The following is a 25537-nucleotide window of genomic DNA, read 5'->3' on the forward strand; positions in this document are numbered from 1 at the left end:
TTTCAGCTACTTTCACGACATGACAGAGTCGAACAGCCACGCGATGTCGGCAATCGAGTGCGTCTAAAGAACTGTTTCAATAGTTCGATATAGGCGGTGGTCAACCCGTCGGGCCGATGATTATCGGACCCGCCATAACGAGGCAGAGTCCGTCCCAGCGGCTGGTCTGCGACCAGTTGTGGATCTTGCTTGAACTGTTGATTCCGCAGCTTTCGCCGGCGAAGAATGGGAGAACCGGGCGGCCACGGGTTAAGGACCGTGTCGCCCCGGAGGTCAGTCTGGTCGTGACCGGGCCCAGCATCGTCGCCAGACTTGCTGTCCGGACAGCTGAGCTTCGGGTCCGGGCCACCTGCTGGCGCGGACTGCGGACCCGGTAAGAAGCCGGTGCTTCCAGCACGCCGTACTTCATCAACTGAATCAGGAAGGGTTGTTGAACTTGTCGACGGCCTGCCTGGACTCGGTCGGAGTCTGGGCAAGAAAGGGAGTGCGCTGATCGCCACGTTACCTTCTTCCCAGCTCCTCCGTCCCGCAGGATGGAGGAGCTGACCGGCCGGTTGCCGGCATGACCGTTTGCCCACAGTTGCCCATGATCCGGGGGGGGGTAGTCACCGGCAACCGGTCAGGTGGTCAGAGATCGCTAGTAGAGGCGAGACCCATGCGGGACCTTCGTAACGCGGATGCCGAGCGTGACCACCTTCCGGCCGGCCAGCGCGCGCAGACGTCAGTGCAGGAGAAGGGAATACGGCTATGTCAGAGCTACCGTTGCCGGCGGTGTTCGTCGGACTCGACGTCGGCAAGTCCGACCATCACGCCGTGGCCGTAAACACGGCCGGGAACACGATCTATGACAAGGCCCTGCCCAACGACGAGACCCGGCTACGGAGCATCCTCGAAGAGCTGGTCACCACGCACGGGCCGGTGCTGATGGTCGTGGACCGGACGGTCACCATCGGGGCGTTGCCAGTGGCCGTCGCCGAAGCCACCGACGGGGTTCGGCTCGCGTATCTGCCGGGCCTCGCGATGCGCAGGATCGCGGACCTGCACCCGGGCACGGCCAAGACCGACGCCCGCCCGGGACGCCCTGACCATCGCCGAGGCGGCCCGGACCATGCCGCACACCGCGCGCAGCATCCGGGTCGACGAGGCCCAGATCGCCGAGCTCGCTGTGCTGGCCGGCTTCGACGACGACCTCGCCGCGCAGATCACCGCCACCAGCAACCGGCTGCGGGGCATGCTCACGCAGAGCCATCTCGCCTTGGAGCGGGTGCTGGGGCCGCGGGTGACGCACCCGGCGGTAGCGGACCTGCTGAGCCGCTACCCGACTCCGGCCAAGCTGGCCGCGGCTGGCAGGGGCCACGTGCGGACCAGGCTCAAGAAGCACGCCCCGCGGCTGGCCGAGTCGTTGACCGAGGAGATCTTCACCGCCCTGGGGCAGCAGTCCGTGGCGGTGGCCGGCACCGAAGCCGCCGCCACCGTGATCCGAATCCTGGCCGGGCAGCTGGCCGCCCTGATCCACCAGCGCGCCCCGGTAGCCGCCCAGGTCGAGGCCCTGGTGGAGGCCCACCCTACTGCCCGGTCCTGACCTCGATGCCCGGGATAGGGGTCAGGACCGCCGCGAGGATCCTAACCGAGGTCGTCGGCAAGGACTTCGCCGACGCCGGGCACCTGGCTTCCTACGCCGGGATCGCCCCCGTCACCCGCAGGTCGGGGACCTCGATCCGCAGCGAGCACGCCGCGGAGGGCGGCAACAAACGCCTGAAGCGGGCACTGTTCCTCTCGGCCTTCGCCTCACTGCACCACGGCCCGTCACGGGCCTAATACGACCGGAAACGCGCCCAGGGCAAACGCCACAACCAGGCGATCATCGCTCTGGCCCGCCGACGGAGCGACGTCCTGTTCGCGATGCTCAGGGACGGTACCCTCTACCAAGACCCGACCGAGCCTCAGACCCCGTCACCGGTGGCCCTGGCCGCTTGACGAGAATGATAGAGGCACCCCCCACCGGACGGACTATTCAAACCATCTCCAACTACCAGGGCCTGGGCTTAGCTCCACGGCCTCCTCATCAGCGGGGTGGGTAGCCGAAAGTGCACAACAGGGCGGTCAGCGATGAAAAGCAACCTGTTCGCCCAGTAGATCGGATGGCGCTACCAACGCCTGCCCGGCGTCGAAATGCAGATTCGGGAGGACGATGACCTCACCGAACGCACAATCCCCGTAGTCGCGATCTGTGCGAGGAACACATGGTGGAGACCAGGGAGGAGGATGTGCTAGGGACGAGAGCACGGGTGGTCCCGCGGGCGGCCGGAAAAGATGCAGGGCACAGCGACTTATCCTCGGCCCGCTTCTGCTTCTGTCGCTCTACGTCGCTCTCACCGACGGTCGACGGCTTTCCTGCCCCCGGCAGCCCGAGAGTTCGCTTCCGCCCCGAGCCGAGCATGGAGGGTATAGGGCAAAAGAGGACAGTCGCATGAAAACCACATCGACCCCATGCACGACGAGGCAGCCCAGGCTGCGGCAACCGAAGAACCTTGTCCCAGTTGGTTCTCACGCCGCCATGAAATATATATGCATCGATCTACCCCTCCAGAAAACGACGAACTTTCGACGCCAACGCATCAGGTGCCATATGATTTTCAGCAAATTTCCGACCATTGGCGGACATCTCCCTCATACGGGACGGTGAACTGCTTAGATCCTGCAACTTAGTGACCCAGGACCCGACCTCAAAGTCCGGTACCACGATGCCGCATCGAGCGGCGTCGACCACTTCTGGCATGGCACCCACGCCAGAAACGACGACCGGCAAGCCGCAAGCCATGGCTTCCGACATGGCTCCGGGCATGCCTTCGCTGATCGAGGGCAGAACAAAGACCGAAGCGGCTTGGAAGTACTCCAGTGGGGACTTCGACAGGCCGGCGAAATTGACCCAGGAGTCAAGCTTCAGGCGGCTCACCAGTGCCCTAAGCTCTCCTTCGTACGCGGGGTCCTCAAATGGACCGACGAGGGTCACTCGAGCGTCCACACCACCGTTTCGCAGTTCGGCGCACGCCTCAATCACGATGTGGGGTTGCTTTCTCCGACCGACAGCACCTACGAAGAGCATCCGGAAGATACCTGCGCCACCCAACTGCTCCTGGGGACGAGGACGGTACTGACCTGTATTCACCAGGTTGTACGCCAAGGGGGCAGATTCCTCTCGTACTCCCAGCCCTACCAGGTCATTCTTGATGCCGCTCGAAAGACTGATACCCAGAGTTGGACGCCGGAACAGGCGACTCTGCAACCGCCGTTTCAGCCGGCTTTTCGTCGTGGAGCCTGCCTTGGGCAGGTCTCCGCCGTCCACCACGGGGAGCGCCAGGACCTTGGTGTACTTACTGAGCAACAGTGCTGGTAGACAAGTCAACAGATATGCCCCCTGCAGAAACACGGCGTCAAAGCGGCGCCTGTTCCGGAGGACATACCAGCTCGTCCGCAGCAACCAAGTAATCTGGGTCCTCTGCGGGAAGCTTTGAGGAGGAGACGATACTACAGGTACCGGCACCGTAATCCAGTCCGGCGACGGAGCAAGTCCGCGCTCCCGGTAGAGGGCGGTTATTTCGAACGAGGCCGTGGTCGCCAGGGCAGTCATGAGGCGGTGTTGCAGGACGAGGGGTCCGCTGTATCCCCCTGCCACGCCCCATGGAGACAGCACCAATAGATTATGTTTCACGCCAGTCCCTGAGTCTTGATTTTCGGGATATTCGACCATCAATTCACCTTCACATTCTGCGCAGCCACCGGCGTGGTGGTTCTTCTCAGAGCAATGAGCAGCCATCCCGCACCAAAGACAATAAGCAGGCCACAGAGTAGTGACCTAGTCATGTCTTCACTGGTAACAGAGACGAATCCCAGCGTGGACGTCAGAAGAAGCAATCCAGCGAAAAGTGCTCGTGACGCCAGCTCGACCTCTCGCATCACGACGAGAAAACGGCTCACGCCGAATAGTACCTTCCACACAGAAATGGACATCGCCAGCAGTACAACGTCACCAAACACTGCCGTGCAAGCTGCAAGGCCAGTACCGATAGCATCGACCGCGTTGAATGAGGTTGCTTGCCACCATCGTCCTGAAGATTGCTGAAAACCGTCGATTACGGGCGAGACAATGCGGGGGGTAAGGCTTACCAAAAGGGTCAGTGTCGCCGGAACCGCAATAGCCCAATCCGGGCTGATGTACGGCTCTGACCATGGCAGCACCAAAATGCCGCAGGCCACAATGATCAGCATCCCTGAAGCGAACACATGCATGAATGACATAGCGGTCTGGGCTCGGCGTCCGCCTTGTAAAGAGGCAAAAGCCGACAGAGCCACCCGCGCCAATGGCTGGCTGATCACACCACTGATTCCGAGTGTTATTTGGAAGGCGAGATACAGTACGCCAAGCACTTCGGGCGCAGCCAAGAACTGCGTCACCAGATAGGCCGACTGCAACGGGATCGTCATCATCAGTGAATTGACGGCCCAGCTAAATCTTTGCTTTCGATGAGGTTCGTACACAGGAGTGGCAGGCTGTGCATCGTTGCGGCGCAGGCGCGACAAAATCACCGCGTCGAGAGCAACATAATAGGCTAGAGTTGAGACCGCTAAAGCCAAGGCCGACTCACTCCATAAGGCGATAGCCACCGCCACGACGAGTTTCAGCACGGCGCCGAAACTCTGCGACCAGATCAATAATGAAAACTGGCCTGACCGCACACCCGCCGCGTACATCAAGTCGCTGTCTCCCTGAATAGGGATGGAGACGGCGATGAGGAGAGCAAGAGCAGCCACTCTTGTCTCGCCCGCGTATAGGTAGGCGCCGGCGATGCCGAGGCCGGCGATGATCAACAGAGTGTTCAGCCGCCAGATCGCGCGCCGCGCCCGCTTGAGCATCGATCCCTCATTGGCGAGGTATCCGTTGACCTCGCCGAAGTTCACCAGTCCTGTCACGAGTGACATCGCTGATGACGCAGCGGCCCAGTAGCCGAACTCGGCCGGTGCCAGCCAGATGACCAGCAGCAACTGGGTGCACAGGGCGAGCCCTCTGGTTACCGCCGTCCCCAGCGACAGTGAAAGGACACCCCGCATCGGGGTCGCTGTAGTCGTCACCTGGCCGCTCACGTATTACAAACAAGACGGAGATTGGGGACTGCACTCGCCGAGCGGTTCACTACCCCCGTCGCCTTGTGGTAACCGCCCTCCACGAGCCACACGTCCTTGCCGAGGATCGCGGCGGGGAGAGCGATATGCAATCGGTCCGTGGCCACTAATCCTGCGCTGGCAATCGTGCGCAGATACTGGTTAAAGGTCACCTGATGCTTGGAGCTGACATCCCGGTGCATGACGCCGCCGGAGCGAAACTTGGGGCGTATATCTTCCGGCAACCGCTGGATCAGTGCGGCGCCCGCTTCCTTCTGGGCCTTTGCTCGCAGAGCACGAACCAGACCTGTATAGAACCGCCCGTAAGGGAGGGCCGTGGCCACATGGTGCATCAGCGCAGACTTGAGTGTCGTCAGCGATCGGGAGAAGTCCGTGCTGTTCGGCGCAGCGCCCCTAGGGGATGTCGAGTTCCGCTCCACGTCTTTGCGCGCCCCGACTAGAGTCCGTCCATGATTCACCTGTCCAAACAAGCCGCGCACGAAGTCGCTGTGGGAGGCGACAACGTCGTGGTCGAGCACCAGTTCACAGCCCACGGCCGACAGCCGATCTCCCCACTGCTTCCGCAGGTGGTCGAAAGAGTACTGCTCTCGCAGAATCCACGTGACTTCTGAACTGCGCTTCTCGAAAATGAAGGACGGATCTTTGGTAGGAAAGTTCGCTGAAGAGGGGAAGATGATCATCGGCGCCCGCAGATTGGCCGAGGTGTATTTTTGCAAAAGATCCGGAAATTTGTACATTTGCAAAAGAGCGCCATTCGGCGGGACGAAAAGCACGTCGGCTGCTTGTATGTCCTCCACTGTACTCACGTCTGCCTGCGCGAGGATGTGCCAGAACACCTTCATCATCAACTCATCGCCATTGTTGCCGAGAGGGCGACCAGATTCGTCGGCGATGGGAACAACAAAAGCTTTGCGTCCCCTCCACGGAGTCAGAGCGTTGTAGAGGGCATGGGCAATAGGCCACATGCGGTCAGAGTCTTTGGAACCAGGTCCGGGAGACGCTGACACGGAGGTCGTATTGAGGTCGTCATTACGCATGCTGGGCTCTCACTTCTCGTGGTTCTGACTGGGATGCGGGTGTGCAGTTGTCTGTGATTTCAGGACAGTCTGTTTGGGCCCGATCTGGCCTGCGGGTGGCCCTGTGCGATCTGCCGCGAACCTCGATTCGCCTGCCCGCCTCTCGTCTCACAATAGGTTGACAGCTGGACTCACGGTTCCAAGCGATGGACAACGCCACCAGAAGGGCAAGACCGACACCGAAGCCCTTCTGTTCGGTCGGGGCACCTGAGGGCAAGATTGCCACCCAGGCGGCAACGGCGGAGGCATTCATCAGTACGATACGAAGTCGATGCGGGCTGTGTTTTGACTGCTTAATGGTAGCGGCCACAATTCCGGCGAGCGACAAGAGCACCACGGCTGCCCCTATGAGGCCGAACTTCGCTAAATAGACGAGCGGACTGTCCAAGGTGAAAAGCTCAATTCCTGTGGCAGACACTGATGGGTAGTTGTAGCCGAACCCATTGCCTAACAGCGGTTTCTCCAAGAAGGAGTTCCACATGATGCTGTAAGCCCGGACACGATCCTGCCCAGAGGCATCGTCCGTTATAGCCTCCCACGACGCCTCGGTGAACCATTCGAAACGTCCCGAGAGGAACTGTGGCCCGACAAAAGACGCGTAGATTCTATAGAAGCCGCTCAACACGATGGCGGCGATAACGAGCAAAATTGCCAACCGCGGTAGACCTCGACGCGCGCGCGTTGCCACGGCCACTGCGACGAGCATGGTTGCACCGAGATAGAGCAGCGCCGAGCGCCCTCCGGCCCCTACCAGTAGCAATACGAGTATCGCGGCAATCGCCGCCCACATGTACCTACGCCGCGAGGAGGAAGTAAAATACAGGGCCAAGCACATGGAGATCACAGGTACTACGAGCATGGACGAGCTCAGCAGCGGTACTCCACCCGGAATCTGCACTTGCCCCCGGAATGCCAGCCAGGTCAGCAGATACCCCAGACCTCCGACAAGCCCGACCAGCGTGAAAATTCTCTGCAACGTGATGGAGCGCACGGACAGTCCCGCGTCCAGTGCGTATACGACACTGACGGGTATGAGAATGAAAGTCGTCCCGTCTCGGATCCACATCACAAGATCGGTGGCATATAAAGCGGCGGCGAATAGGGAGAGGAAGGGAACACTGAAAAGAAAAAATATTGGGATCCGATAGCCACGTAGGTTGATTCTGGTGCTACGCGCTCGTCGAAGTATGGAGTGTCCGGCAAGCGGCAAGCCGACAAACAGCATGATGGTGAACAACGAGCGCACCGGGGCACTGAATACACTTGAGCCAAACATCACCAAGACGCCAAAGCACAGCATGAGCAGACGACCCAAGCTGGTCGTCAGAAGAAATAGGCTGCCCAGCGCTGCAATCGGGATCAGTAGCATCACCGGCCCGCCGACGGCCATGGCTCCGAGAGCGATGAGGACGAGAGCGATCGGTGACAACTTGCGCATCGTCTCCTGATCGGACCATCCGCCGACAACCGACCTGCTCACAGTGGTTTCTCCCGTGCGTTCAACTTGACATGCGCCGGAAAGACGCGCTGGTATTTGCTATCCGACTGAAAAACCGTGCGTCCAGTGTGAAGCTGTTTTTCACAGTGGGTGCGAGGGACGACGTGATCGACGTTCACCAGTACGAGTTTCCTCGGCTATTGGCTTGTGCTGCTCAAGGAAATCCCATCAAGAATCCGCAGATGCGACTGCCGCTCCGCCTCACTGTTGAAGCGCTGTCCAATGACTCGAGCTGGGCCTCCAACAGCGATGGAGCATTCCGGAATGTCCTTGGTGACCACCGAGCCGGCGCCGATGATCGATCCCGCGCCGATGGAGACGCCGCTCAGGATGACGGACGACGCACCGATCCACACATCCTTGCCGATGTGGACGGCATCCGTCGGTACGGCTGCCCGGTCCGCGACCCGAGTCGCCATCCTGATTGGTACGCCCACTTCGTCGATGGCGTGGTCGTTACGGCCGACGATCTGGACGTGCATGCCGATCAGGGCCCAATCGCCAATCTCCCCGTCGACCTGAACGATCGAGTGCGGTCCGACCGAAACGTTGTCGCCGATGTTCAGCTGATGCGGCGCACTCACCACGGCGCCACGGCCTACCCGGACATTTGAGCCAAGTTGCACGTTGGCGCCGACGGATATCCTCCGCAGCACCGTTCTCACCACCCACCGAAGTGGCGCGGGCACGATTGATGGTTCGGTCGCCAAAGCAGACCTCTCAGTGGTGGCCATCATTTCCCTTCCATCAGTGCATCGCGCAGGCCGCGAGCCATTGTTTCTGCGGAGTAGTGTTCTCTCACGAACTGCGCGACATCGTCGACCGGCAGCCTGCCGCGCTGCTCGAACGCGATTTCCAGACCCTCTGCCATCGTTGCGGGGCTGTCCGATTCCACCCAGATCACACCACCGGTCGTGGCCAGCTCGATCTCCGGCGAGTGTGGCTCGTCCTGGGCCACCACCATGGGCACCCCAAATCCCAGGCTTTGCGTGAGTCCCAGACCGGCGAAGCCCGGCGACACACTGCAGATAGCCGTCGTGTAAAAGTTCCTGAGCGCCTCAACGCCGTCGATCCAGCCTTCGAAGTGCACCTTGTCGGCCACGGACAGTTGTTTCGCCAGCTCCTCCAGTTGCTGTCGCTGGCTGCCCCCGCCCACCAGTCGCAGACGCAGTTCAGGGTGGTTCTTGACAGCCAAGGCAAAGGCTCTGACGACCAGATCGACCTTTTTGGCGAGTTCGAAACGCCCGACGTAGAGGATGTCCGTACGTTCTCTAGGCTCGCGGGCCGCACACGGTTGGATGTCTTCAGCACGGTACAGCGCGTTGGTGGCCACCCATACGGGCTGACTCGGCAACTCCTGGCGGGCCTGCTCTTGGTCCGTGTACGTGTAGCTGATGGTGCCCGCCGCCAGTCGTCGCATGGCCTGGCGGACCGCGGCAGTGCGGGTCTCGGAGCCAGCACGGGGATGGAGGTGACCCCAGACGAGCGTTCGCCGTTTCAGTGCCCGTCTGACCACAAGCAGCATCCAGGCTGTGATGCTTCGAGGGTTCAGATCGACGACAAGGGTCTCCAGAGCCAGCGCCTCGCGCAAGTGGCCGAGCTGCAGAAATGCCCTGTCGCCGAAGAGCCGCACCATGCGAACCGTCCGCAGGCCGGAGACCCGTACGCCCGATTTCACCGTTCGGTCCAGGTGCCTGTCGCTTACGAACAGTCGAAGATCACCGTCGAAGGTATCCACGAGGATCTCCATGCAACTCTGCCTGTACCCAGGAAGCACTGCGAGATACATGCCGGCGGCTGTGCGGCCGCCGCCGGAGCGGGCACGCATGTCCTTTACCGCTTCCACGAGCCCTCGGTTCTTCAGCATCATTATTTCCCTCCGGCAGTCGTGGACGACTTGAACCGTCGACCCTTTACCTCAGCCGCGGCAGGGCCCACGACATGGTCAGGTTCCACGTCACGGTTGACCAGAGTCAGCGGCTGCACGAGCGCGGAACGCCCCACCGTCACTCCCCCAGTGACCACGCAGCGCGAGGTGACCCAGGCGCCGTCGTCGATTGTCACTGGACGGGTGATGAGACCCATGTCCTTGCGGTGGGCGTGGCTGCCCGTGGTGATGAAGGTCTCCTGCGAGACGACCGCGTCGTGTCCGATGGTGACCTGGTTCTGGTTGTGGATCCACACGCCCTCTCCGATCCAGGAGCGGTCGCCGATCTCCAGGTTCCAGGGGAACTTGATGCGGGTACGGGGCCTGATGATGACGCCGTCGCCGATCTTGGCGCCGAAGGCGCGGAGCACTTTCGTCCTCAGGCCGGAGCTGGTCTGCCATGGGTTGGTGACGAGGACGAGCTCGGTGGCTGACCACAGGTAGATCATCCACTTGGGCCGGTTCCAGGCTTCGCCCTCGCCGGGCGCCTGAGAGAGGTCGATGACGGGAACGTAGGAGTCGGCAGGGCTGCGCTCAGCGGCGGTGGCCATGAATACCTCTGCGTGTGGGGGGCGGGGAGGTCATGTGAGCTGAACCACGGGCCGACGTGGGGCGTCGTCCTGGAGCTGAATGCGCTCACATGTATCGTCTGATTTATACCCCATCCCCTCCGGTGGGCCGCTGATTCCCCTCGGCGTTGCTCCCAGTGTGACGAAAGCACCCCCATGCGCCCTCGTTTGACGATCATCGGCATCAACTACGCCCCCGAGTCCAGCGGCAACGCCCCCTACACCACGGCCCTCGCCGAAGGCATGGCCGAATGCGGATGGGACGTCCGGGTCATCACCGGCTTCCCGCACTACCCCCAGTGGCAGGTTTATGACGGCTACGACGGCCGGACGTCGGAAGAGGATCACGACGGCGTCCACGTCCTGCGCCTTCGCCACTACGTGCCCGCGGAGCCGAAGCTGCTCAACCGGTTGCTCATGGAGATTCACTTCGGCGTCCGCGCCGCAGCGGCGAACTGGGGCCGCCCGGATGTGGTGCTCTTCGTGAACCCCGGGCTTTTCTCCTCGGGCGTTGCAGCTCTCCGAGCCAAGCTCGGCCGGCGCCGTCCCGGGACGGCGATCTGGATCCAGGACCTGTACTCCCGCGGTCTTGAGGAGGTGCACACCTCGGCGGCTGCGCTGGCGCCCGTCATGCGGCAGGTGGAGGGACTGGTCCTCCGCGCCATGGACCGCGTGATCGTCATCCACGACCGGTTCCGCCGCCACGCGGTCAACGAACTCGGTGTGGCGTCCGAGCGGGCACTCATCCACCGGAACTGGTCCCACATCACCCCGCAGCACGCCATCGACACGGCGGCGGTCCGCGCTCATCGGGGCTGGTCCGCAGACGAGGTGGTTGTCCTCCACGCCGGCAACATGGGTGTGAAGCAGTACCTCGAGAACGTGGTGGACGCCGCCCGGCTCGCCGATGAGCGGAACTCCCGTGTCCGGTTCGTCCTGCTCGGTGCGGGCAGCCAGTTGCCGCGACTCAAAGATCTGGCGGCGGGTGTGGAGAGTCTGGAGTTCGTCGACCCCCTGCCCGACGAGGAGTACACCGCGGCTCTTGCGGCCGCAGACGTCCTGCTCGTCAACGAGAAGCCCGAACTCCGGGAGATGTGCGTGCCGAGCAAGCTCACGTCCTACTTCGCCACCGGGCGCCCTGTCCTGGCTGCGGTGGACGACGAGAGCTCGTCCGCTGGCGAGATCGAGTCCTCCGGGGCTGGGCGCGTTGTCCCCTCCGGCGATCCCGCAGGCCTGCTGCAGGCCGCTGAGGAGCTCGGCGGCGACCGGGCTCTGGCCTCGGAGATCGGCAGGCGCGGTCCCGGATACGTCGCCGAGCACCTCGCCGCGGATGCCGCCATGCGCAGGTGGGACGACGTGCTCCGATCTTTGACGCAACATGTCCGCCGGTGATCCCCGGATTGCTTTGTCAATTCACTAGCATGAAGCTGTCCCCCCAATGGCCCACGCCTCATCCCCCCGAAGGACGATCATGCACGTCACCCCCAAGAAGGCTTTCATCACCGGGATCACCGGTCAGGACGGCTCCTACCTGGCGGAGCTGCTGCTCGCCAAGGGCTACGAGGTCCACGGGCTGATCCGCCGCGCCTCGACCTTCAACACCCACCGGATCGACCACCTCTACACGGACCCGCACGAGGCCGATGCGAAGCTGTTCCTGCACTACGGGGATCTCTCCGACGGCTCCCGGCTGGTGACGCTGATGGCGCAGATCCGCCCCGACGAGGTCTACAACCTCGCCGCCCAGTCCCACGTGAAGGTCTCCTTCGAAGAGCCCGAGCACACCGGGGACACCACTGGGCTGGGCACCGTGCGCCTGCTCGAGGCGATGCGCCTGGCCAACGTAGACGCCCGCTACTACCAGGCCTCCACCAGTGAGCTCTACGGGGCCACCCCGCCCCCGCAGCACGAGGACACCCCGTTCTACCCCCGCTCCCCGTACGGGGCGGCGAAGATCTACTCCTACTGGATTACCAAGAACTACCGCGAGGCCTACGACATGTACGCCGTCAACGGGATCCTCTTCAACCACGAGTCCCCCCGCCGCGGCGAGACCTTCGTGACCCGCAAGATCACCCGGGCTGTGGCCGCGATCAAGGCCGGGCAGCAGGAGAAGCTCTACATGGGCAATCTGCAGGCCATCCGCGACTGGGGCTACGCCGCCGAGTACGTCGAAGGCATGTGGCGGATGCTCCAGGCCGACGAGCCCGAGGACTTCGTGCTCGCCACCGGCCACCCGTGCACGGTGCGGGAGTTCCTGGAGATCTCCTTCGACCACGCCGGCCTGGACTGGCGCGAGCACGTCGAGTTCGACGAGCGCTACCTGCGCCCCACCGAGGTCGACGCCCTCATCGGGGACCCCGCCAAGGCCAAGGACAAGCTCGGCTGGGAGGCCACCGTCAAGGCCCCCGAACTCGCGAAGCTCATGGTCGACGCCGACATCGCCCTGCTCGAGAACGACGCCTGGATCGACACCGTCGACCTCGCCTCCTGGGCCAAGTGACGGAGGACCCCACCATGACAGCAGACATCACCGAAAAGACCGCCGACGCGACCGCCTCATTCACCCCCGGCCCACTCGATCGCACCGCCCCGTTCTACGTGGCCGGCCACCGAGGCCTGGTCGGCTCCGCGATCTGGCGCCGCCTCCAGGCCGAGGGCTTCACCGACCTGATCGGCCGGTCCTCGGCCGAGCTCGACCTCAAAGACCGGGACGCCGTGTTCGCATTCTTCGCTGAAACAAAGCCCCGGTACGTGGTGCTGGCCGCGGCGAAGGTCGGCGGGATCCTCGCCAACAACACCTACCCCGTGGACTTCCTCTCGGAGAACCTGCGGATCCAGGTCAACGTCCTCGACGCCGCTCTGGAACACGGAGTCGAACGCGTCCTGTTCCTCGGGTCCTCCTGCATCTACCCGAAGCTGGCCCCGCAGCCGCTGAAGGAGGAGTACCTGCTCACCGGGCACCTGGAACCCACCAATGACGCCTACGCGATCGCCAAGATCGCCGGGATCCTACAGATCCAGGCCGTCCGCCGCCAGTACGGGCTGCCCTGGATCTCCGCGATGCCCACGAACCTCTACGGACCCGGGGACAACTTCTCCCCCACCGGCTCCCACGTGCTCCCGGCCATGATCCGCCGCTACGAAGAAGCCCGCATCAGTGGCGCCGAGTCGGTGACCAACTGGGGCACCGGCTCCCCGTTGCGGGAGTTCCTGCACGTCGACGACATGGCAGAGGCCTGCCTGCACCTGCTCGAGCACTACGACGGGCCCGAGCACGTCAACGTGGGCACCGGCACCGACGTCACCATCAAGGAGCTCGCCGGACTCGTCGCCGAGGCCGTGGGCTACGAGGGCCGCATCGAGTGGGACACGTCGAAGCCCGACGGCACCCCCCGCAAGCTCATGGACGTCACCAAGCTCGCCGACGCCGGCTGGACCGCCCGCATCCCCCTGCGCGAGGGTCTCCGGTCCACCGTCGAGTGGTTCCGAGAGCACCAGGACGGCATCCGCGAGTGACGTCTATTCATCCCCCCACCCCCGAGCCGATCCCGAGGAGAACCATGGAGCACCTTGACGCAGAGCGGGAAGCCCCCGCTCTCGATGCACGGGACCTCCTCCGGCTCGTGCGCACGCACTGGCGGGCCATCACGCTGATCACGCTGCTGTGCACACTGCTGGCGCTCGGCTGGACGCTGATCCAGCCCAAGATCTACTCGGCCACCGCGTCCGGACTGGTCGTCGCCACCGGTGAGCAGGACCTGGCCAGCGCGCTGGCCGGCAACAACCTGGCCCAGTCCAAGGCCGTGTCCTACGAGTCCTTGGCCACGTCCCGTCCGGTCGCCGAGTCGGTGATCGACGAGCTGGATCTCGACGCCACGCCGGAGGAGGTGCTGCCGCGCATCACCACGGACGTCCCCGTGGACACCCCGGAACTGCGCATCACCGCCGACGCCGAGGACCCGACGGAGGCGGCCGATCTGGCCAACGCCTGGGTCGTGGCGCTGGCCGGTCAGGTCCAGGAGCTCGAGAGCCAGGGCGACGAGGACGCGATCAACCGCGTGGCCGTCCAGCCGCTGAGCAACGCCTCCCTGCCGCTGGCGCCGTCCTCGCCGAACCTGAAGCTCAACCTGGCCCTCGGCTTCGTGGGCGGTCTCGGACTGGGTCTGCTCTACGCCTTCGCCCGGTACAAGATGGACCGCCGCATCAAGTCGGTCGAGGAGATCCGCGACGGCTTCGGCGTCTCGGTCCTGGGTGTCATCCCCACCGACGACCGGCTGTCCGACCACCGCGCGATCGTCGAGACCGGCATCTCCGCCGGCCGAGGCCACCACGAGTTCGCCGAGGCGCTGCGCGAGCTGCGCACCAACCTCAGCTTCGTCTCGGTGGACAACCCGCCGAAGATGATCGTGGTCACCTCGTCGTTGCCGGGTGAGGGCAAGTCCTCGATCACGGCGAACCTGGCGGTGGCCATCGCCTCGACGGGGCGCAACGTCGTCGTCGTGGACGGCGACCTCCGCCGCCCGGTGATGACCGATCTCTTCGGCCTCGTGGCCGGCGTGGGCGTCACCGACGTGCTGACCGGACAGGTCCAGGTGGAGGAGGTCCTCCAGACCTACGACACGTTCCCAAACCTGCAGGTGCTCGGCGCCGGGAAGACCGCGCCGAACCCCACGGAGCTGCTGTCCTCGAAGGCCATGCACAGCATGCTCGAGACTCTCGCCGAGGACGCCCTGGTCCTGGTGGACGCTCCCCCGCTGCTGCCGGTCACCGACGCGGCGCTGCTTACGGCCTCCGCCGACGGCGCGCTCATCGTGGCCACCGCGCAGCGGACCACCACGGACGAGCTGGGCAAGGCCCTGGAGAACCTGCACCAGGTCCGCGGCAACGTCCTCGGCGTGGTGCTCAACCGGGTGCCCACCACCGGCGCGGACGCTGGATACTATGGATATTACGGTAAGTCTTACTACGCGAACTCGGACGAGAAGGCGGCGCCGAAGACCGGCGCCCAGCCGGTCGTCCCCGCGCCGGTCGGCAAGCACCAGCCGTGGGGCACCGAGCTGCGACCTGAGCCGGCCGCGGCCCAGCCTCCTGTCACGCCGCGGGCGCAGCAGGAGCCCACGGCTCCTGCGGCCGAGGACGCGGCGCCCGCGCCGACGAGCGCCGATCAGCCGGATGTCCCGGGCTCTGCCGAGCACGAGACCTTCGGGCTCGAGGCCTGGGGCCGGTCCGGTTCCTCCACCGGGTCCACGTCGACGGGGCATTGACCCCGTTCTGTCGTTGCATTGATCGTTCACAGGGCGTCTTCCATTGGGAAGGCGTCCTGTGCCGTTGAAAACGATCCTGGCCATGGAATACTCAGCGGGCGTACGGCTGGTCCTCGAACCATGAACGGTTGTACCGTGCGCTCATCACGATGTGCAGCACGTGAACGATCCCGACTGGCGTAACGACGGATCGCCTCATGCGTTGCTCCGGAAGGCCGAAGCTGCTGGTCTGGTCTTTCCCCGCTCACGCCGTTCGATCAACCGCTCCGTCTTGGCCCATCCATTGTGACCTCGCAGCGCCCGGTAGGTTGCCTTCCACCCTGCGATGTACCACAGGGTCGCGTAAAGCACGTACACATGCATGAGGGCCAGGGCCTTCAGGCGGCCCAAGCCATGACCTCGCTCCTGTCCCCAATAGACCAGGCTGAACAACAGGGCGGGCCCGAAGGCAACCAAATATGCCGACAGCCACCATCCCGAGTACACGGCCGTGCCCAGCAGCAGCCCGACCGCCACATCAGCAACCCACAGTGCGAAGGCTGCACTGAGAAACGAGCTGAGCAGTAACAAGAAGGGGCTGGTGAGGTGGTACAGCAGGTCGGCCTTGCGTGTGCCGGAGAGGTTGCGCAGCACCAGTGACACCATGGCCCAGGACTGCAGATGGCCCTGGAACCAACGCGTGCGCTGCTTGATCCAGCGTTGGATGTCCACCAGGCCCTGCTGATGCACCGACGAAGTGGAGCAGAACTCAGTGATCCAGCCGCTGAGGATCAACCGGACTCCCAGGTCCAGGTCTTCGGTCAAGCTGCGCGACCAGGGTGAAGCACCTAAATCGTCCAATGCCGAAAGCCTGACGAACTGACCGTTTCCCCCAAGACCCACACTCCCCAAATGCCGCCGGCCGCGCTGGAAGATCTGGGTGTAGAGGACGAACTCCAGGTCCTGCATTCGAGCGAGAAGACTCCGGTCCCGATTGTTGATCCGCACCCCGATTTGAACCGCCCCCAACTGCTGATCCACGAACAGCGGCATCACGTCCTCTAGGGCATGTGGATCCAGTCTTCCGTCGGCGTCCATGACGCACACGATGATTTCGGAGGGGTTCCATCGGTCCAGGACCGGGCTTGCCCGCAGGTGCTGAATGGCAGCATTCAAAGCCTCACCCTTGCCCTGCCGGGCCTTTGGCAATACTCGTTGCAGCAGATGGACCCGAGGATCCGGGTGGGCTCTGACGATCGAGGCGGTCTCATCATTGGAGCCATCATCAACGACGAGGATGTGGACGAGTGGGTAATTCAGACTTACCAGCCGTTCCAGACTCGCCCCGATCACGCGGTCCTCGTTGAGGCACGGGACGACGAAGATCACGGGCATCGTCTCCGCTAGATCACGCCGTAGGCACTTCCGAAGCCGAGCGTGGACAGGGTCGACCCTGGACAAGACAAGCAGCAACAAGCTGTACAACACACTCAGTGCCACCAGTAGAATCGCCAAACTCAGGACAGGATCGATCATCTGATCGAACAGCACGAGGATCATGTCGGTGCTATGCGCCGAGAGCGTGCAACCAGGCTGCGGGTCCCAGCGGTCTATGCCGCCCCGCGCGGGCCCCGAGCGTCAGGACACCACGGAGATGGGCGGTCATCAAGGTAGGTCGAATGATTGTCATGGCGCCCAGCATGAACATCGGTCGACTCGGACAAAGCATCATCTCCGCCCGGTGCCTGATGTGATCCCCTACATGGAGTAGCGTATGCGCCGCCTTGACCAAGGGAACGAACGCAGTGGGCATGACACATCGACACAGCACAAACAGCTCCTGAGGACCGAGACCGGCCCATCCCCCCGACAGGCCAATCGGCTCGATTCCCCCCGGAAGAGCCGACTCGGTCCAGAATGACAGGACTCAGTGGTGGGTCACAAGGACGTGAAGCAACTTGGCCACAAATCGACGTATGAGACGTCATTCAGACGACCGTGACGCGATATCCACCGTCATGGGCCCCTTGCCGAAAACGTGGCGAGTCTCGGGCTTAACTCACTACCCGACGGATGCCGCCGGGTCGTTCAGATGGGCGATCTGGATCAAGTTGCCGCAGGTGTCGTCGAGCACCGCGGTGGTGACCGGGCCCATCGCCGTCGGCTCCTGCACGAAGCGAACGCCCAGTCCGGTGAGCCGCTCGTACTCGGCCTGCACGTCCTCGACCCCGAAGCTGTTGAAGGGGATGCCGTCGGTCACCAGCGCCTCCTTGAACGGGTGGACGGCCGGGTGCTCGGAGGGCTCCAGCAGCAGCTGCACCCCGTCGGGGGCCTGGGGCGAGACCACGGTCAGCCAGCGGTAGGGCCCGGTGGGCACGTCCACCTTGAGCTGGAAGCCGAGCTTGTCGGTGTAGAACTCCAGGGCCTTCTGCTGGTCGTCCACGAAGACGGAGGCGTAGGTGATGATCACGGCGTGTCCTTCGGCGGGGGCGGCAGGGAGTCCATCCACTGCCGCGCGTCGGTGAGCGGGGAGGTGTCCAGGTGGTGCACTGTGGTGCGCCCCTGGACGGTGGAGGTCACCAGGCCGGCCTCGCGCAGCACGGCCAGGTGCTTGGTCACGGCCTGGCGGGTCATGGCCAGGCCGTGGTCGTTGATGAGCCGCACGGTGAGCTCGAAGAGGCTCTGGTCATCCCGCGCGGCGAGCTCCTCGAGGAGGATCCGCCGCGCGGGATGGGCCAGGGCCTGGAACACGATGTCCACGCCTTCAGATTAGGCAACCTATTAGTTGCCGGTCAAGGTCACGGCCGGATGCCGACCGCCACCAGATATTCCATCTCGAACCGTGCCCGATCCGGGGTGCCGCGGTTCCACTCGTCGCAGAGCTGGTCGATGGCCTGGTCGAGCTCCGCGGCCCGGCCCTCGCGCTCGGCGTTCTTCCGCACGGCGATGGTGGGGCCGTAGTTGGCCTTGAAGTGCTCGCCGAAGTCGCGGGGCCGTTCGAAGGCCGTGACCTCGAGGACGTCCCGGAGGATGCGGTGGAACTCCACCCGACCGCCGAAGAGTCCCCGCAGGTGCTCCTCGCTCCCCCACAGGGGCGGGGGCTGCGCGCCCGGCGGCGGGGTCGGGGCGAAGGGCTTCATGGTGCGGAAGAGTTCGCCCACCAGCCCTTCGGGCGTCCAGCTCAGCAGTGCGAGGGTCCCGCCGGGGCGGGTCACGCGCACCAGCTCGTCGGCCGTCTGCTGGTGGTGGGGGGCGAACATGGCGCCGATCGAGGACATCACCACGTCGTAGGAGGCGTCCTCGAACGGGAGGTGCTCGGCGTCGGCCTCGACCCACTCGAGGTCGAGTCCGGCGGTCGCGGCGCGCCGCCTACCGTCGTCGAGCAGCTCGGGGGTGAGGTCGCCGGCGGTGACGCGGGCACCCGTGGCGGCCGCGGGGAGGGAGGCGTTGCCGTTGCCGGCGCCGACGTCGAGGACGCGCCGGCCGGCGGTGACGCCGGCCGCCCCGACCAGGCGCGGGCCCAGCGGGAGCAGGAACGTCTCCACCATGGTGGGGTAGTCGCCCGAGGCCCAGATGGCGCGGTGCTTGGCCTTGAGCTCGTGGTCCGCGGTCCGGGGGCTGAAGGTCTGGCTCATGACGGGGTCTCCTGGTCGAGGGAACGGGCGCCTCGGGTCGAGGTCTGCTGCCGGAGTAGGCTCCAGCGGTGCCGTGCGTCCCAGGATCCGCCGGTCGACCGGGCGGAACATCGGGAGAACGCCCCCGTCGTCCCCTATCCCTGCCCTACGCCTTTCCCCGCCCTGTTCCTCTGCCCACCGCGTGCGCGGCCGCCTCCGCGCGGTTGTGCACCCCGAGCTTCATGAGGATCCTGCTCACGTGGTGCCCGGCGGTCTTCTCGCTGATGCTCAGGGCTCTCGCGATCCGCGCGTTGGACATCCCCAGGGCGATCAGGTCCAGCACCTCGTGCTCGCGCGAGGTCAGCTCTCCCCCGTTCCGCGGCCGGGGGCCCGTACCGCCCCCGAGCTCGCGCAGGAGCCGGGCCGCGGCGTCCAGCTCCCGGGACGCCCCCAGGTCGCGGAAGACGCCCTGGGCCGCGAGCACCTCCTCCCGCGCCAGGTCGGGCGAGACGCCCATGACCGACCGGGCCAGGTCGAGCCGGGCCAGCGCCGCGTCCAGCGGCATCGCCATGGCGCCGAAGGCGCGCAGCGCCCGCCGGGCGAGCTCGGCGGCCGCGTCCCGGTCACCCGTGGCCAGGGCGAGCCGGGCCGCGGCGAGATCGGCGCGGGCCGAGCCGAGCCGCATCTCGGACTCCCCGGCGATCCGGTGCAGGCTCTTGGTGGCGGCCTCCGCGGCCCCGAGGTCACCGGCCGCCAGGGTGGCGTCGACGAGGGCCGCCAGCAGCTGCGTGGTGCGCACCGCGTGCCCCTCCGTCCCGGACAGGCCGCGCTCGAGCAGGGAGACCGCCACGTGCGGTCGCGCCTCGGCGACGTGGAGCAGGGCCAGCGCGCGCAACGACGACGGGTGCTCCTGCCGCCCGGACAGCAGCTGCTCCGCCTCGCGCAGCCGGCCCTGGTGGATCCGCAGCTCCGCCAGGGAGGCGAGGGCCGGAACGCTGAGCTCCGGGATGGCCCGGGCGTGGGTGGCCACGGCGGACTCCAGGGCCTCCTCGGCCTCGGACCAGTGGCCCGTGGCGATCAGCACGTCGGCGTGCACGGTCCGGCAGACCCCCAGCAGCGGCGCCGCCTGATGGGTCCGGGCGAAGTCCTCGACGCGCTCGCACCACTCCACGGCCCGCTCCCACTCCTCCGCCTCGGCGCAGGCCGTGACCAGGGCGCAGTAGGTGTCGCCCAGGGTGTGGACGTTGCGCACCCGCCCGGCCGTGGCCGCGACCATCGCCTCCTCGAGCAGACGCAGACCCGGCTCCCGGTGGCCCGCGGCCAGCTCCGCCTGACCGAGCAGGCTCAGCGCGAAGACCTCGAGGTCCTCCGCGCCGGACTCCCGGCCGATGCGCATCGCCCGTTCCGCCTGCGCGGCCTGTTCCTCCACGGACTCGGCCAGCTGGGCCCGTCCGACCGCCACCCAGCCCTGCCCGGTGCCCGTGGGGGCGCCCTCGACCGCCCGCTCGGCCCGGGCCAGCCAGCCCCGTGCCGCGGACGGGCGGCCGGCGATGAGGTGCTGGTCGGACACCCAGACCGCCACCCGGGCGGCGTCGTCGAAGCGGCGCTGCGCCACGAGCCCCGCGACGGCACGTTCGCGCCACGCGATCCCCTCCGCGATCCGGCCCTCGAACCACAGGGCGAGGCCCAGACCCTCCGCGACCACCGCCTCACCGGCAGGACCGCCGCCGTCCAGGACGTGCTCGAAGGCCAGGCGCGCGCCGGCCCAGTCGGCCCGCTCGAGCGCCTCAATGCCCTCGTGGAGCTGGTCGCCCACCTGCGGCGAATCCATGCGGCCAGTATCCCACCGTGCCCGCGGCCTGGACAGGACACCGTGCTCCGCTCACAGCAGACGACCCGCCCGCCGGCGCCCGTACGGACCTAGCATGGGGTCATGAAGGACATGATCCGCCCCACAGCTGCCTCCTCGCCGGCCTACCTCCCGGCACCCGCGCCGCGGGAGCGTGCCGCGCCGCGAGCGCCCGTGGACCCGCTGTGGCGGTCCGTGCTGGGGATGTTCCTGCGCCGCCACCGACTGGCGCAGGGGCTGACGCTGGCGCAGGTGGCCCGCGTCTCCGGGGTCTCCACGCAGTACCTCTCCGAGATCGAGCGCGGGGTGAAGGACCCCTCCTCGGAGATCATCGCCGCGGTGGTCGGCGCCCTGGGACTGAACCTGGTCGATCTCACCGAGGGGACCACCGGGGTGCTGCTCGACAGCGCCCCGGCCGCCCGTGCCGTCCCGGGCGGGCCGGTCTGCCTCACCGGGCCCGTGGCCCTGGCCGTCTGAGCACTCACCCCGGTCCCGCCCGTCTCACCGGGCCCGGACCTCCCGCGGGGTCACGACCCGGTCGGCCACCCCGTAGGCCACCGCCTCCTCGGCGGTGAGCACGAGGTCCCGGTCGGTGTCCTCCCGCACCTGTTGCGGGCTGCGTCCGGTGTGCCGGGCGAGCACCTGCTCCAGCTGTTCCCGGGTGCGGGCGATCTCCTCGGCCTCGAGGATGAGGTCCGGGATGGTGCCCTGGCCCTGCGCGGCCGGCTGGTGCAGCACCACCCGGGCGTGGGGCAGCACCGAGCGGCGCCCCGGGGCGCCGGCGGCCAGCAGCACCGCCGCGGCCGAGGCCGCCTGGCCCACGCAGGTGGTCTCCACGGGCGCGCCCACGTGCTGCATGGCGTCGTAGACGGCGAGCATCGCCGTGGTGGAGCCGCCCGGGGAGTTGATGTAGAAGCCGATCGGCTGGTCGGAGCCGTAGGAGTCCAGGTAGAGCAGCTGGGCGATCAGGACGTTGGCGACCCCGTCGTCGATCTCGGTGCCGAGGTAGACGATCCGCTCCACCAGGAGTCGGCTGAAGACGTCCATGCTGCGCTCGCCGTTCGGCGTGCGTTCGACGACGTAGGGCACGGCGTAGCTGCTCACGACCCCACCCCCGCGGCGGCCGTGGTGGCGGAGCGGGGCCGCACGTCGTCGAGCCCGGCGATGACCCGGTCCACGAACCCGTAGGCGAGGGCCTCCTCGGCGGTGAACCAGCGGTCCCGCTGGGAGTCGGCCACGATCCGCTCGAGCGGCTGACCGGTGTGCTCGGCGATGAGCCCGAGCACGGTGTCCCGGGTGTGGCGCAGATCCTCGGCCTGGATGGCGATGTCCACGGCCGTGCCGCCGATCCCGGCCGAGCCCTGGTGCAGCAGGATCCGGGCGTGCGGCAGGGCGCTGCGCTTGCCCGGGGTGCCGGCCGAGAGCAGGAACTGCCCGGCGCTGCAGGCCAGCCCCATGGCGAGCGTGGAGACGTCGTTGGGGATGATCCGCATGACGTCCATGATCGCGAGCATGGCCGGGACGGAGCCGCCCGGGGAGTTGATCCAGAGGGAGATGTCCCGCCGCGGGTCCTGGGCGGAGAGCAGCAGCAGCTGCGTGCACAGCCGGTTGCCGGTGGCCTGGTCCAGCTCGGCGCCCAGCACGATGATGCGCTGCTCCAGCAGCCGGGAGGCGAGCTCGTCGTCGATCGGGGTCCGGGGTGGTGCGGTGGTGGTGTTCATGGGCCCAGCGTGGACCCGGGCTCCCTCGAGCGGAACCCGTTTCTGCTGTGCGCGGCTCCGCCCTGAGCGGCTCCGCTGTGGGCCGCACCGAATCCTCGAGCGGCGGGCGGGCCGGACGTAAGCTCGGAGGCGGTCGGATCGAGCCGGGCCGCGTCGTCGGGAGTCCCGGCGCAGGCGCCCCCAGGGACGGAGACACGATGAGCACACCCCCGAGCCAGGACCCGCACTCCCCCGCGCCGCACGTGGCTGACAGCCACGACCTGATCCGCGTGCAGGGCGCCCGCGAGAACAACCTCCGGGACATCAGCGTGGAGCTCCCCAAGCGCCGGCTCACCGTGTTCACCGGAATCTCCGGGTCCGGCAAGAGCTCCCTGGTGTTCGGCACGATCGCCGCGGAGTCCCAGCGGCTGATCAACGAAACCTACAGCACCTTCGTGCAGGGATTCATGCCCACCCAGGCCCGGCCCGACGTCGACGTCCTCGACGGGCTCACCACCGCGATCATCGTGGACCAGGAGCGGATGGGCGCCAACGCCCGCTCCACCGTGGGCACCGCCACGGACGCGGACGCGATGCTGCGGATCCTCTTCAGCCGCCTGGGGAAGCCGCACATCGGCACGGCCAAGGCGTTCTCCTTCAACGTCGCCTCGATCAGCGGCGCCGGTGCGGTGACCATGGAGCGCGGCGGGAAGACCGTCAAGGAGCGGCGCAGCTTCTCCATCACCGGCGGGATGTGCCCGCGCTGCGAGGGCATGGGCCAGGTCAACGACGTCGACCTGACCCAGCTCTACGACGCCTCCAAGTCCCTCAACGAGGGCGCGCTCACGATCCCCGGCTACAGCGCGGACGGCTGGTACGGCCGGATCTACGGCGGCTCCGGGTTCCTCGACCCGGACAAGCCGATCCGCGACTACACCGAGACCGAGCTGCACGACCTGCTCCACCGGGAGCCGACCAAGATCAAGGTCGACAACATCAACCTCACCTACGAGGGCCTGATCCCCCGGATGCAGAAGTCCTTCCTGTCCAAGGACGTGGCCGCGCTGCAGCCGCACATCCGCGCCTTCGTGGAGCGGGCCGTGACGTTCACCGCGTGCCCCGAGTGCGGCGGCACCCGGCTCAGCGCGGCCGCCCGGTCCTCGAAGATCCGCGGGATCAGCATCGCCGACGCCTGCGCGATGCAGATCAGCGACCTCGCCGCGTGGGTGCGCGGCCTGGACGAGCCGTCCGTGGCGCCGCTGCTGACCGCACTCGGCGAGACGCTCGACTCCTTCGTGGAGATCGGGCTCGGCTACCTCTCGCTGAGCCGGTCCTCGGGCACGCTCTCCGGCGGAGAGGCCCAGCGCACCAAGATGATCCGCCACCTCGGCTCCTCGCTCACCGACGTCACCTACGTCTTCGACGAGCCGACCATCGGCCTGCACCCCCACGACATCCAGCGGATGAACCAGCTCCTGCTGCGGCTGCGGGACAAGGGCAACACGGTGCTGGTCGTGGAGCACAAGCCGGAGACCATCGCGATCGCCGATCACGTGGTCGACCTCGGCCCCGGCGCCGGCACCGCCGGCGGCACCGTCTGCTACGAGGGCACCGTCGAGGGTCTGCGCGCCGGCGACACCCTCACCGGGCGGCACCTGGACGACCGCGCCGCCCTGAAGACCTCCGTGCGCACCCCCACCGGGGTCCTGGAGGTGCGCGGCGCTGACACTCACAACCTGCGGTCCGTCGACGTCGACATCCCGCTCGGCGTGCTCACGGTGCTGACCGGGGTGGCTGGCTCCGGCAAGAGCTCGCTGATCACCGGCTCGGTGCTCGGCCGGGAGGAGGTGGTTTCGATCGACCAGGGCGCCATCCGCGGCTCCCGCCGCAGCAACCCGGCCACCTACACGGGCCTGCTGGACCCGATCCGCAAGGCCTTCGCCAAGGCCAACGGGGTGAAGCCCGCTTTGTTCAGCGCCAACTCGGAGGGCGCCTGCCCGGCCTGCAACGGCGCGGGCGTCATCTACACCGACCTGGTGATGATGGCCGGGGTGGCCACCACGTGCGAGGAGTGCGAGGGCCGGCGGTTCCAGGCCGCGGTGCTCGAGTACACCGTGGGCGGGCGGAACATCGCCGACGTGCTCGCCATGCCGGTCGAGGAGGCCGAGGCGTTCTTCGGCGCCGGCGACGCCCGCACCCCGGCCGCCCACGCCATCCTGCACCGGTTGGCGGATGTGGGGCTGGGCTATCTCAGCCTCGGCCAGCCGCTCACCACGCTCTCGGGCGGCGAGCGCCAGCGGCTCAAGCTGGCCACCCACCTGGGCAAGAAGGGCGGCGTGTACGTCCTCGACGAGCCAACCACGGGCCTGCACCTCGCCGACGTGCAGCAGCTGCTCGGCCTGCTCGACCGGCTGGTGGACTCCGGCAAGTCGGTGATCGTGATCGAGCACCACCAGGCGGTCATGGCCCACGCGGACCGGATCATCGACCTCGGCCCCGGCGCCGGCCACGACGGCGGCCGGATCGTCTTCGAGGGCACCCCCGCCGAGCTCGTCGCCGCCCGCTCCACGCTCACGGGCGAGCACCTCGCGGCCTACGTGGGCGCCTGAGCGGGACGCACTACCGCGGGCACGGCCGCCGGCTGTGCCCACGGCACGAGCTCGATGCGCAAGGCGAGCCCCGGTCTTGCATGCACCGCCCGAACGGTGGAACAGCTATACGACCGCGCCCGCGGGGACAAGGTGCTGCGCGCCGACCGGCAGGGTCCGGGTGTACTCCCTGAGCCACTCGCACAGCTCGGGCCCGAGGTCCTCGCGCTCCGAGGCCAGGATGATGTTGGCCTTGAGGTAGCTGAGCTTGTCGCCGGTGTCGTAGCGA

General features: G+C 66.4%; 20 protein-coding genes and 1 pseudogene. 7 read left to right on the plus strand and 14 right to left on the minus strand.

What is annotated here, in order from left to right; genetic code table 11:
- Positions 1-747: 747 nt before the first annotated feature.
- Positions 748-1977, plus strand: a pseudogene (locus CRM73_RS02935) (IS110 family transposase).
- A gap of 601 nt (positions 1978-2578) precedes the next feature.
- Here CRM73_RS02935 and CRM73_RS02940 read toward each other — a convergent pair.
- From CRM73_RS02940 to CRM73_RS02970, 7 genes are all read right to left on the minus strand, one after another.
- A complete protein-coding gene (locus tag CRM73_RS02940; RefSeq protein ID WP_229586790.1) occupies positions 2579-3751 on the minus strand; it encodes a glycosyltransferase family 4 protein in 1173 nt (390 codons plus the stop codon).
- Positions 3751-5142 carry an oligosaccharide flippase family protein gene (locus CRM73_RS02945; RefSeq protein WP_229586791.1) on the minus strand — a complete coding sequence of 464 codons (1392 nt, stop codon included), beginning with the start codon at positions 5140-5142 and terminating at the stop codon, positions 3751-3753. The genes CRM73_RS02940 and CRM73_RS02945 overlap by 1 nt, the downstream gene beginning before the upstream one ends.
- Complete coding sequence (locus CRM73_RS02950) at positions 5139-6146, minus strand: hypothetical protein (RefSeq protein WP_229586793.1); 1008 nt, start codon at positions 6144-6146, stop codon at positions 5139-5141. The genes CRM73_RS02945 and CRM73_RS02950 overlap by 4 nt, the downstream gene beginning before the upstream one ends.
- A gap of 64 nt (positions 6147-6210) precedes the next feature.
- A complete protein-coding gene (locus CRM73_RS02955; protein WP_229586794.1) occupies positions 6211-7695 on the minus strand; it encodes an O-antigen ligase family protein in 1485 nt (494 codons plus the stop codon).
- 197 nt (positions 7696-7892) lie between these two features.
- Positions 7893-8492 carry an acyltransferase gene (locus CRM73_RS02960; RefSeq protein ID WP_229586795.1) on the minus strand — a complete coding sequence of 200 codons (600 nt, stop codon included), beginning with the start codon at positions 8490-8492 and terminating at the stop codon, positions 7893-7895.
- Positions 8489-9625 carry a glycosyltransferase gene (locus tag CRM73_RS02965; protein WP_229586796.1) on the minus strand — a complete coding sequence of 379 codons (1137 nt, stop codon included), beginning with the start codon at positions 9623-9625 and terminating at the stop codon, positions 8489-8491. Before CRM73_RS02965 ends, CRM73_RS02960 begins: the two co-directional genes overlap by 4 nt.
- Positions 9625-10233, minus strand: a complete 609-nt coding sequence (locus CRM73_RS02970; RefSeq protein ID WP_229586797.1) for an acetyltransferase — start codon at positions 10231-10233, stop codon at positions 9625-9627. Before CRM73_RS02970 ends, CRM73_RS02965 begins: the two co-directional genes overlap by 1 nt.
- Positions 10234-10407: 174 nt before the next feature.
- On the opposite strand from CRM73_RS02970, the gene CRM73_RS02975 reads away from it, so the two are divergent.
- The 4 genes from CRM73_RS02975 to CRM73_RS02990 all read left to right on the plus strand — a co-directional run bounded on the left by CRM73_RS02975 (position 10408) and on the right by CRM73_RS02990 (position 15518).
- Complete coding sequence (locus tag CRM73_RS02975; protein ID WP_229586798.1) at positions 10408-11643, plus strand: glycosyltransferase; 1236 nt, start codon at positions 10408-10410, stop codon at positions 11641-11643.
- Positions 11644-11722: 79 nt separating this feature from the next.
- Positions 11723-12754, plus strand: coding sequence for a GDP-mannose 4,6-dehydratase (gene gmd / locus CRM73_RS02980; protein WP_229586799.1), 1032 nt, complete (start codon positions 11723-11725; stop codon positions 12752-12754).
- Positions 12755-12768: 14 nt separating this feature from the next.
- Positions 12769-13770: a GDP-L-fucose synthase gene (locus tag CRM73_RS02985; RefSeq protein WP_229586800.1), complete on the plus strand. Its 1002-nt coding sequence runs from the start codon at positions 12769-12771 to the stop codon at positions 13768-13770.
- 44 nt (positions 13771-13814) lie between these two features.
- The gene (locus CRM73_RS02990) at positions 13815-15518 is read left to right on the plus strand and encodes a polysaccharide biosynthesis tyrosine autokinase (protein WP_229586801.1); all 1704 of its coding nucleotides are present in this window, start codon (positions 13815-13817) and stop codon (positions 15516-15518) included.
- Positions 15519-15713: 195 nt separating this feature from the next.
- Here the strand turns inward: CRM73_RS02990 and CRM73_RS02995 are convergent, their stop codons facing one another.
- The 5 genes from CRM73_RS02995 to CRM73_RS03015 form a co-directional block, all read right to left on the minus strand.
- Positions 15714-16886, minus strand: coding sequence for a glycosyltransferase (locus CRM73_RS02995; RefSeq protein WP_229586802.1), 1173 nt, complete (start codon positions 16884-16886; stop codon positions 15714-15716).
- A gap of 673 nt (positions 16887-17559) precedes the next feature.
- Positions 17560-17967, minus strand: a complete 408-nt coding sequence (locus CRM73_RS03000; RefSeq protein WP_229586803.1) for a VOC family protein — start codon at positions 17965-17967, stop codon at positions 17560-17562.
- Positions 17964-18257 carry a helix-turn-helix transcriptional regulator gene (locus tag CRM73_RS03005; RefSeq protein ID WP_109222818.1) on the minus strand — a complete coding sequence of 98 codons (294 nt, stop codon included), beginning with the start codon at positions 18255-18257 and terminating at the stop codon, positions 17964-17966. The genes CRM73_RS03000 and CRM73_RS03005 overlap by 4 nt, the downstream gene beginning before the upstream one ends.
- Positions 18258-18295: 38 nt before the next feature.
- Positions 18296-19132, minus strand: a complete 837-nt coding sequence (locus tag CRM73_RS03010) for a class I SAM-dependent methyltransferase (RefSeq protein WP_229586804.1) — start codon at positions 19130-19132, stop codon at positions 18296-18298.
- A gap of 145 nt (positions 19133-19277) precedes the next feature.
- Complete coding sequence (locus CRM73_RS03015; protein WP_229586805.1) at positions 19278-20942, minus strand: LuxR family transcriptional regulator; 1665 nt, start codon at positions 20940-20942, stop codon at positions 19278-19280.
- 102 nt (positions 20943-21044) lie between these two features.
- On the opposite strand from CRM73_RS03015, the gene CRM73_RS03020 reads away from it, so the two are divergent.
- Positions 21045-21437, plus strand: a complete 393-nt coding sequence (locus CRM73_RS03020) for a helix-turn-helix transcriptional regulator (protein WP_229586806.1) — start codon at positions 21045-21047, stop codon at positions 21435-21437.
- Between the two features lie 24 nt (positions 21438-21461).
- On the opposite strand, the gene CRM73_RS03025 is transcribed toward CRM73_RS03020, so the two are convergent.
- Positions 21462-22064 carry a ClpP family protease gene (locus tag CRM73_RS03025; protein ID WP_229586808.1) on the minus strand — a complete coding sequence of 201 codons (603 nt, stop codon included), beginning with the start codon at positions 22062-22064 and terminating at the stop codon, positions 21462-21464.
- Complete coding sequence (locus tag CRM73_RS03030; RefSeq protein ID WP_017832348.1) at positions 22061-22681, minus strand: ClpP family protease; 621 nt, start codon at positions 22679-22681, stop codon at positions 22061-22063. Before CRM73_RS03030 ends, CRM73_RS03025 begins: the two co-directional genes overlap by 4 nt.
- A 197-nt stretch (positions 22682-22878) precedes the next feature.
- On the opposite strand from CRM73_RS03030, the gene CRM73_RS03035 reads away from it, so the two are divergent.
- Positions 22879-25269, plus strand: coding sequence for an excinuclease ABC subunit UvrA (locus CRM73_RS03035; protein WP_229586810.1), 2391 nt, complete (start codon positions 22879-22881; stop codon positions 25267-25269).
- Positions 25270-25537 lie beyond the last annotated feature (268 nt).

This window comes from Kocuria sp. CCUG 69068 (assembly GCF_020833785.1).
Taxonomy (GTDB): Bacteria; Actinomycetota; Actinomycetes; order Actinomycetales; family Micrococcaceae; genus Kocuria; species Kocuria rosea.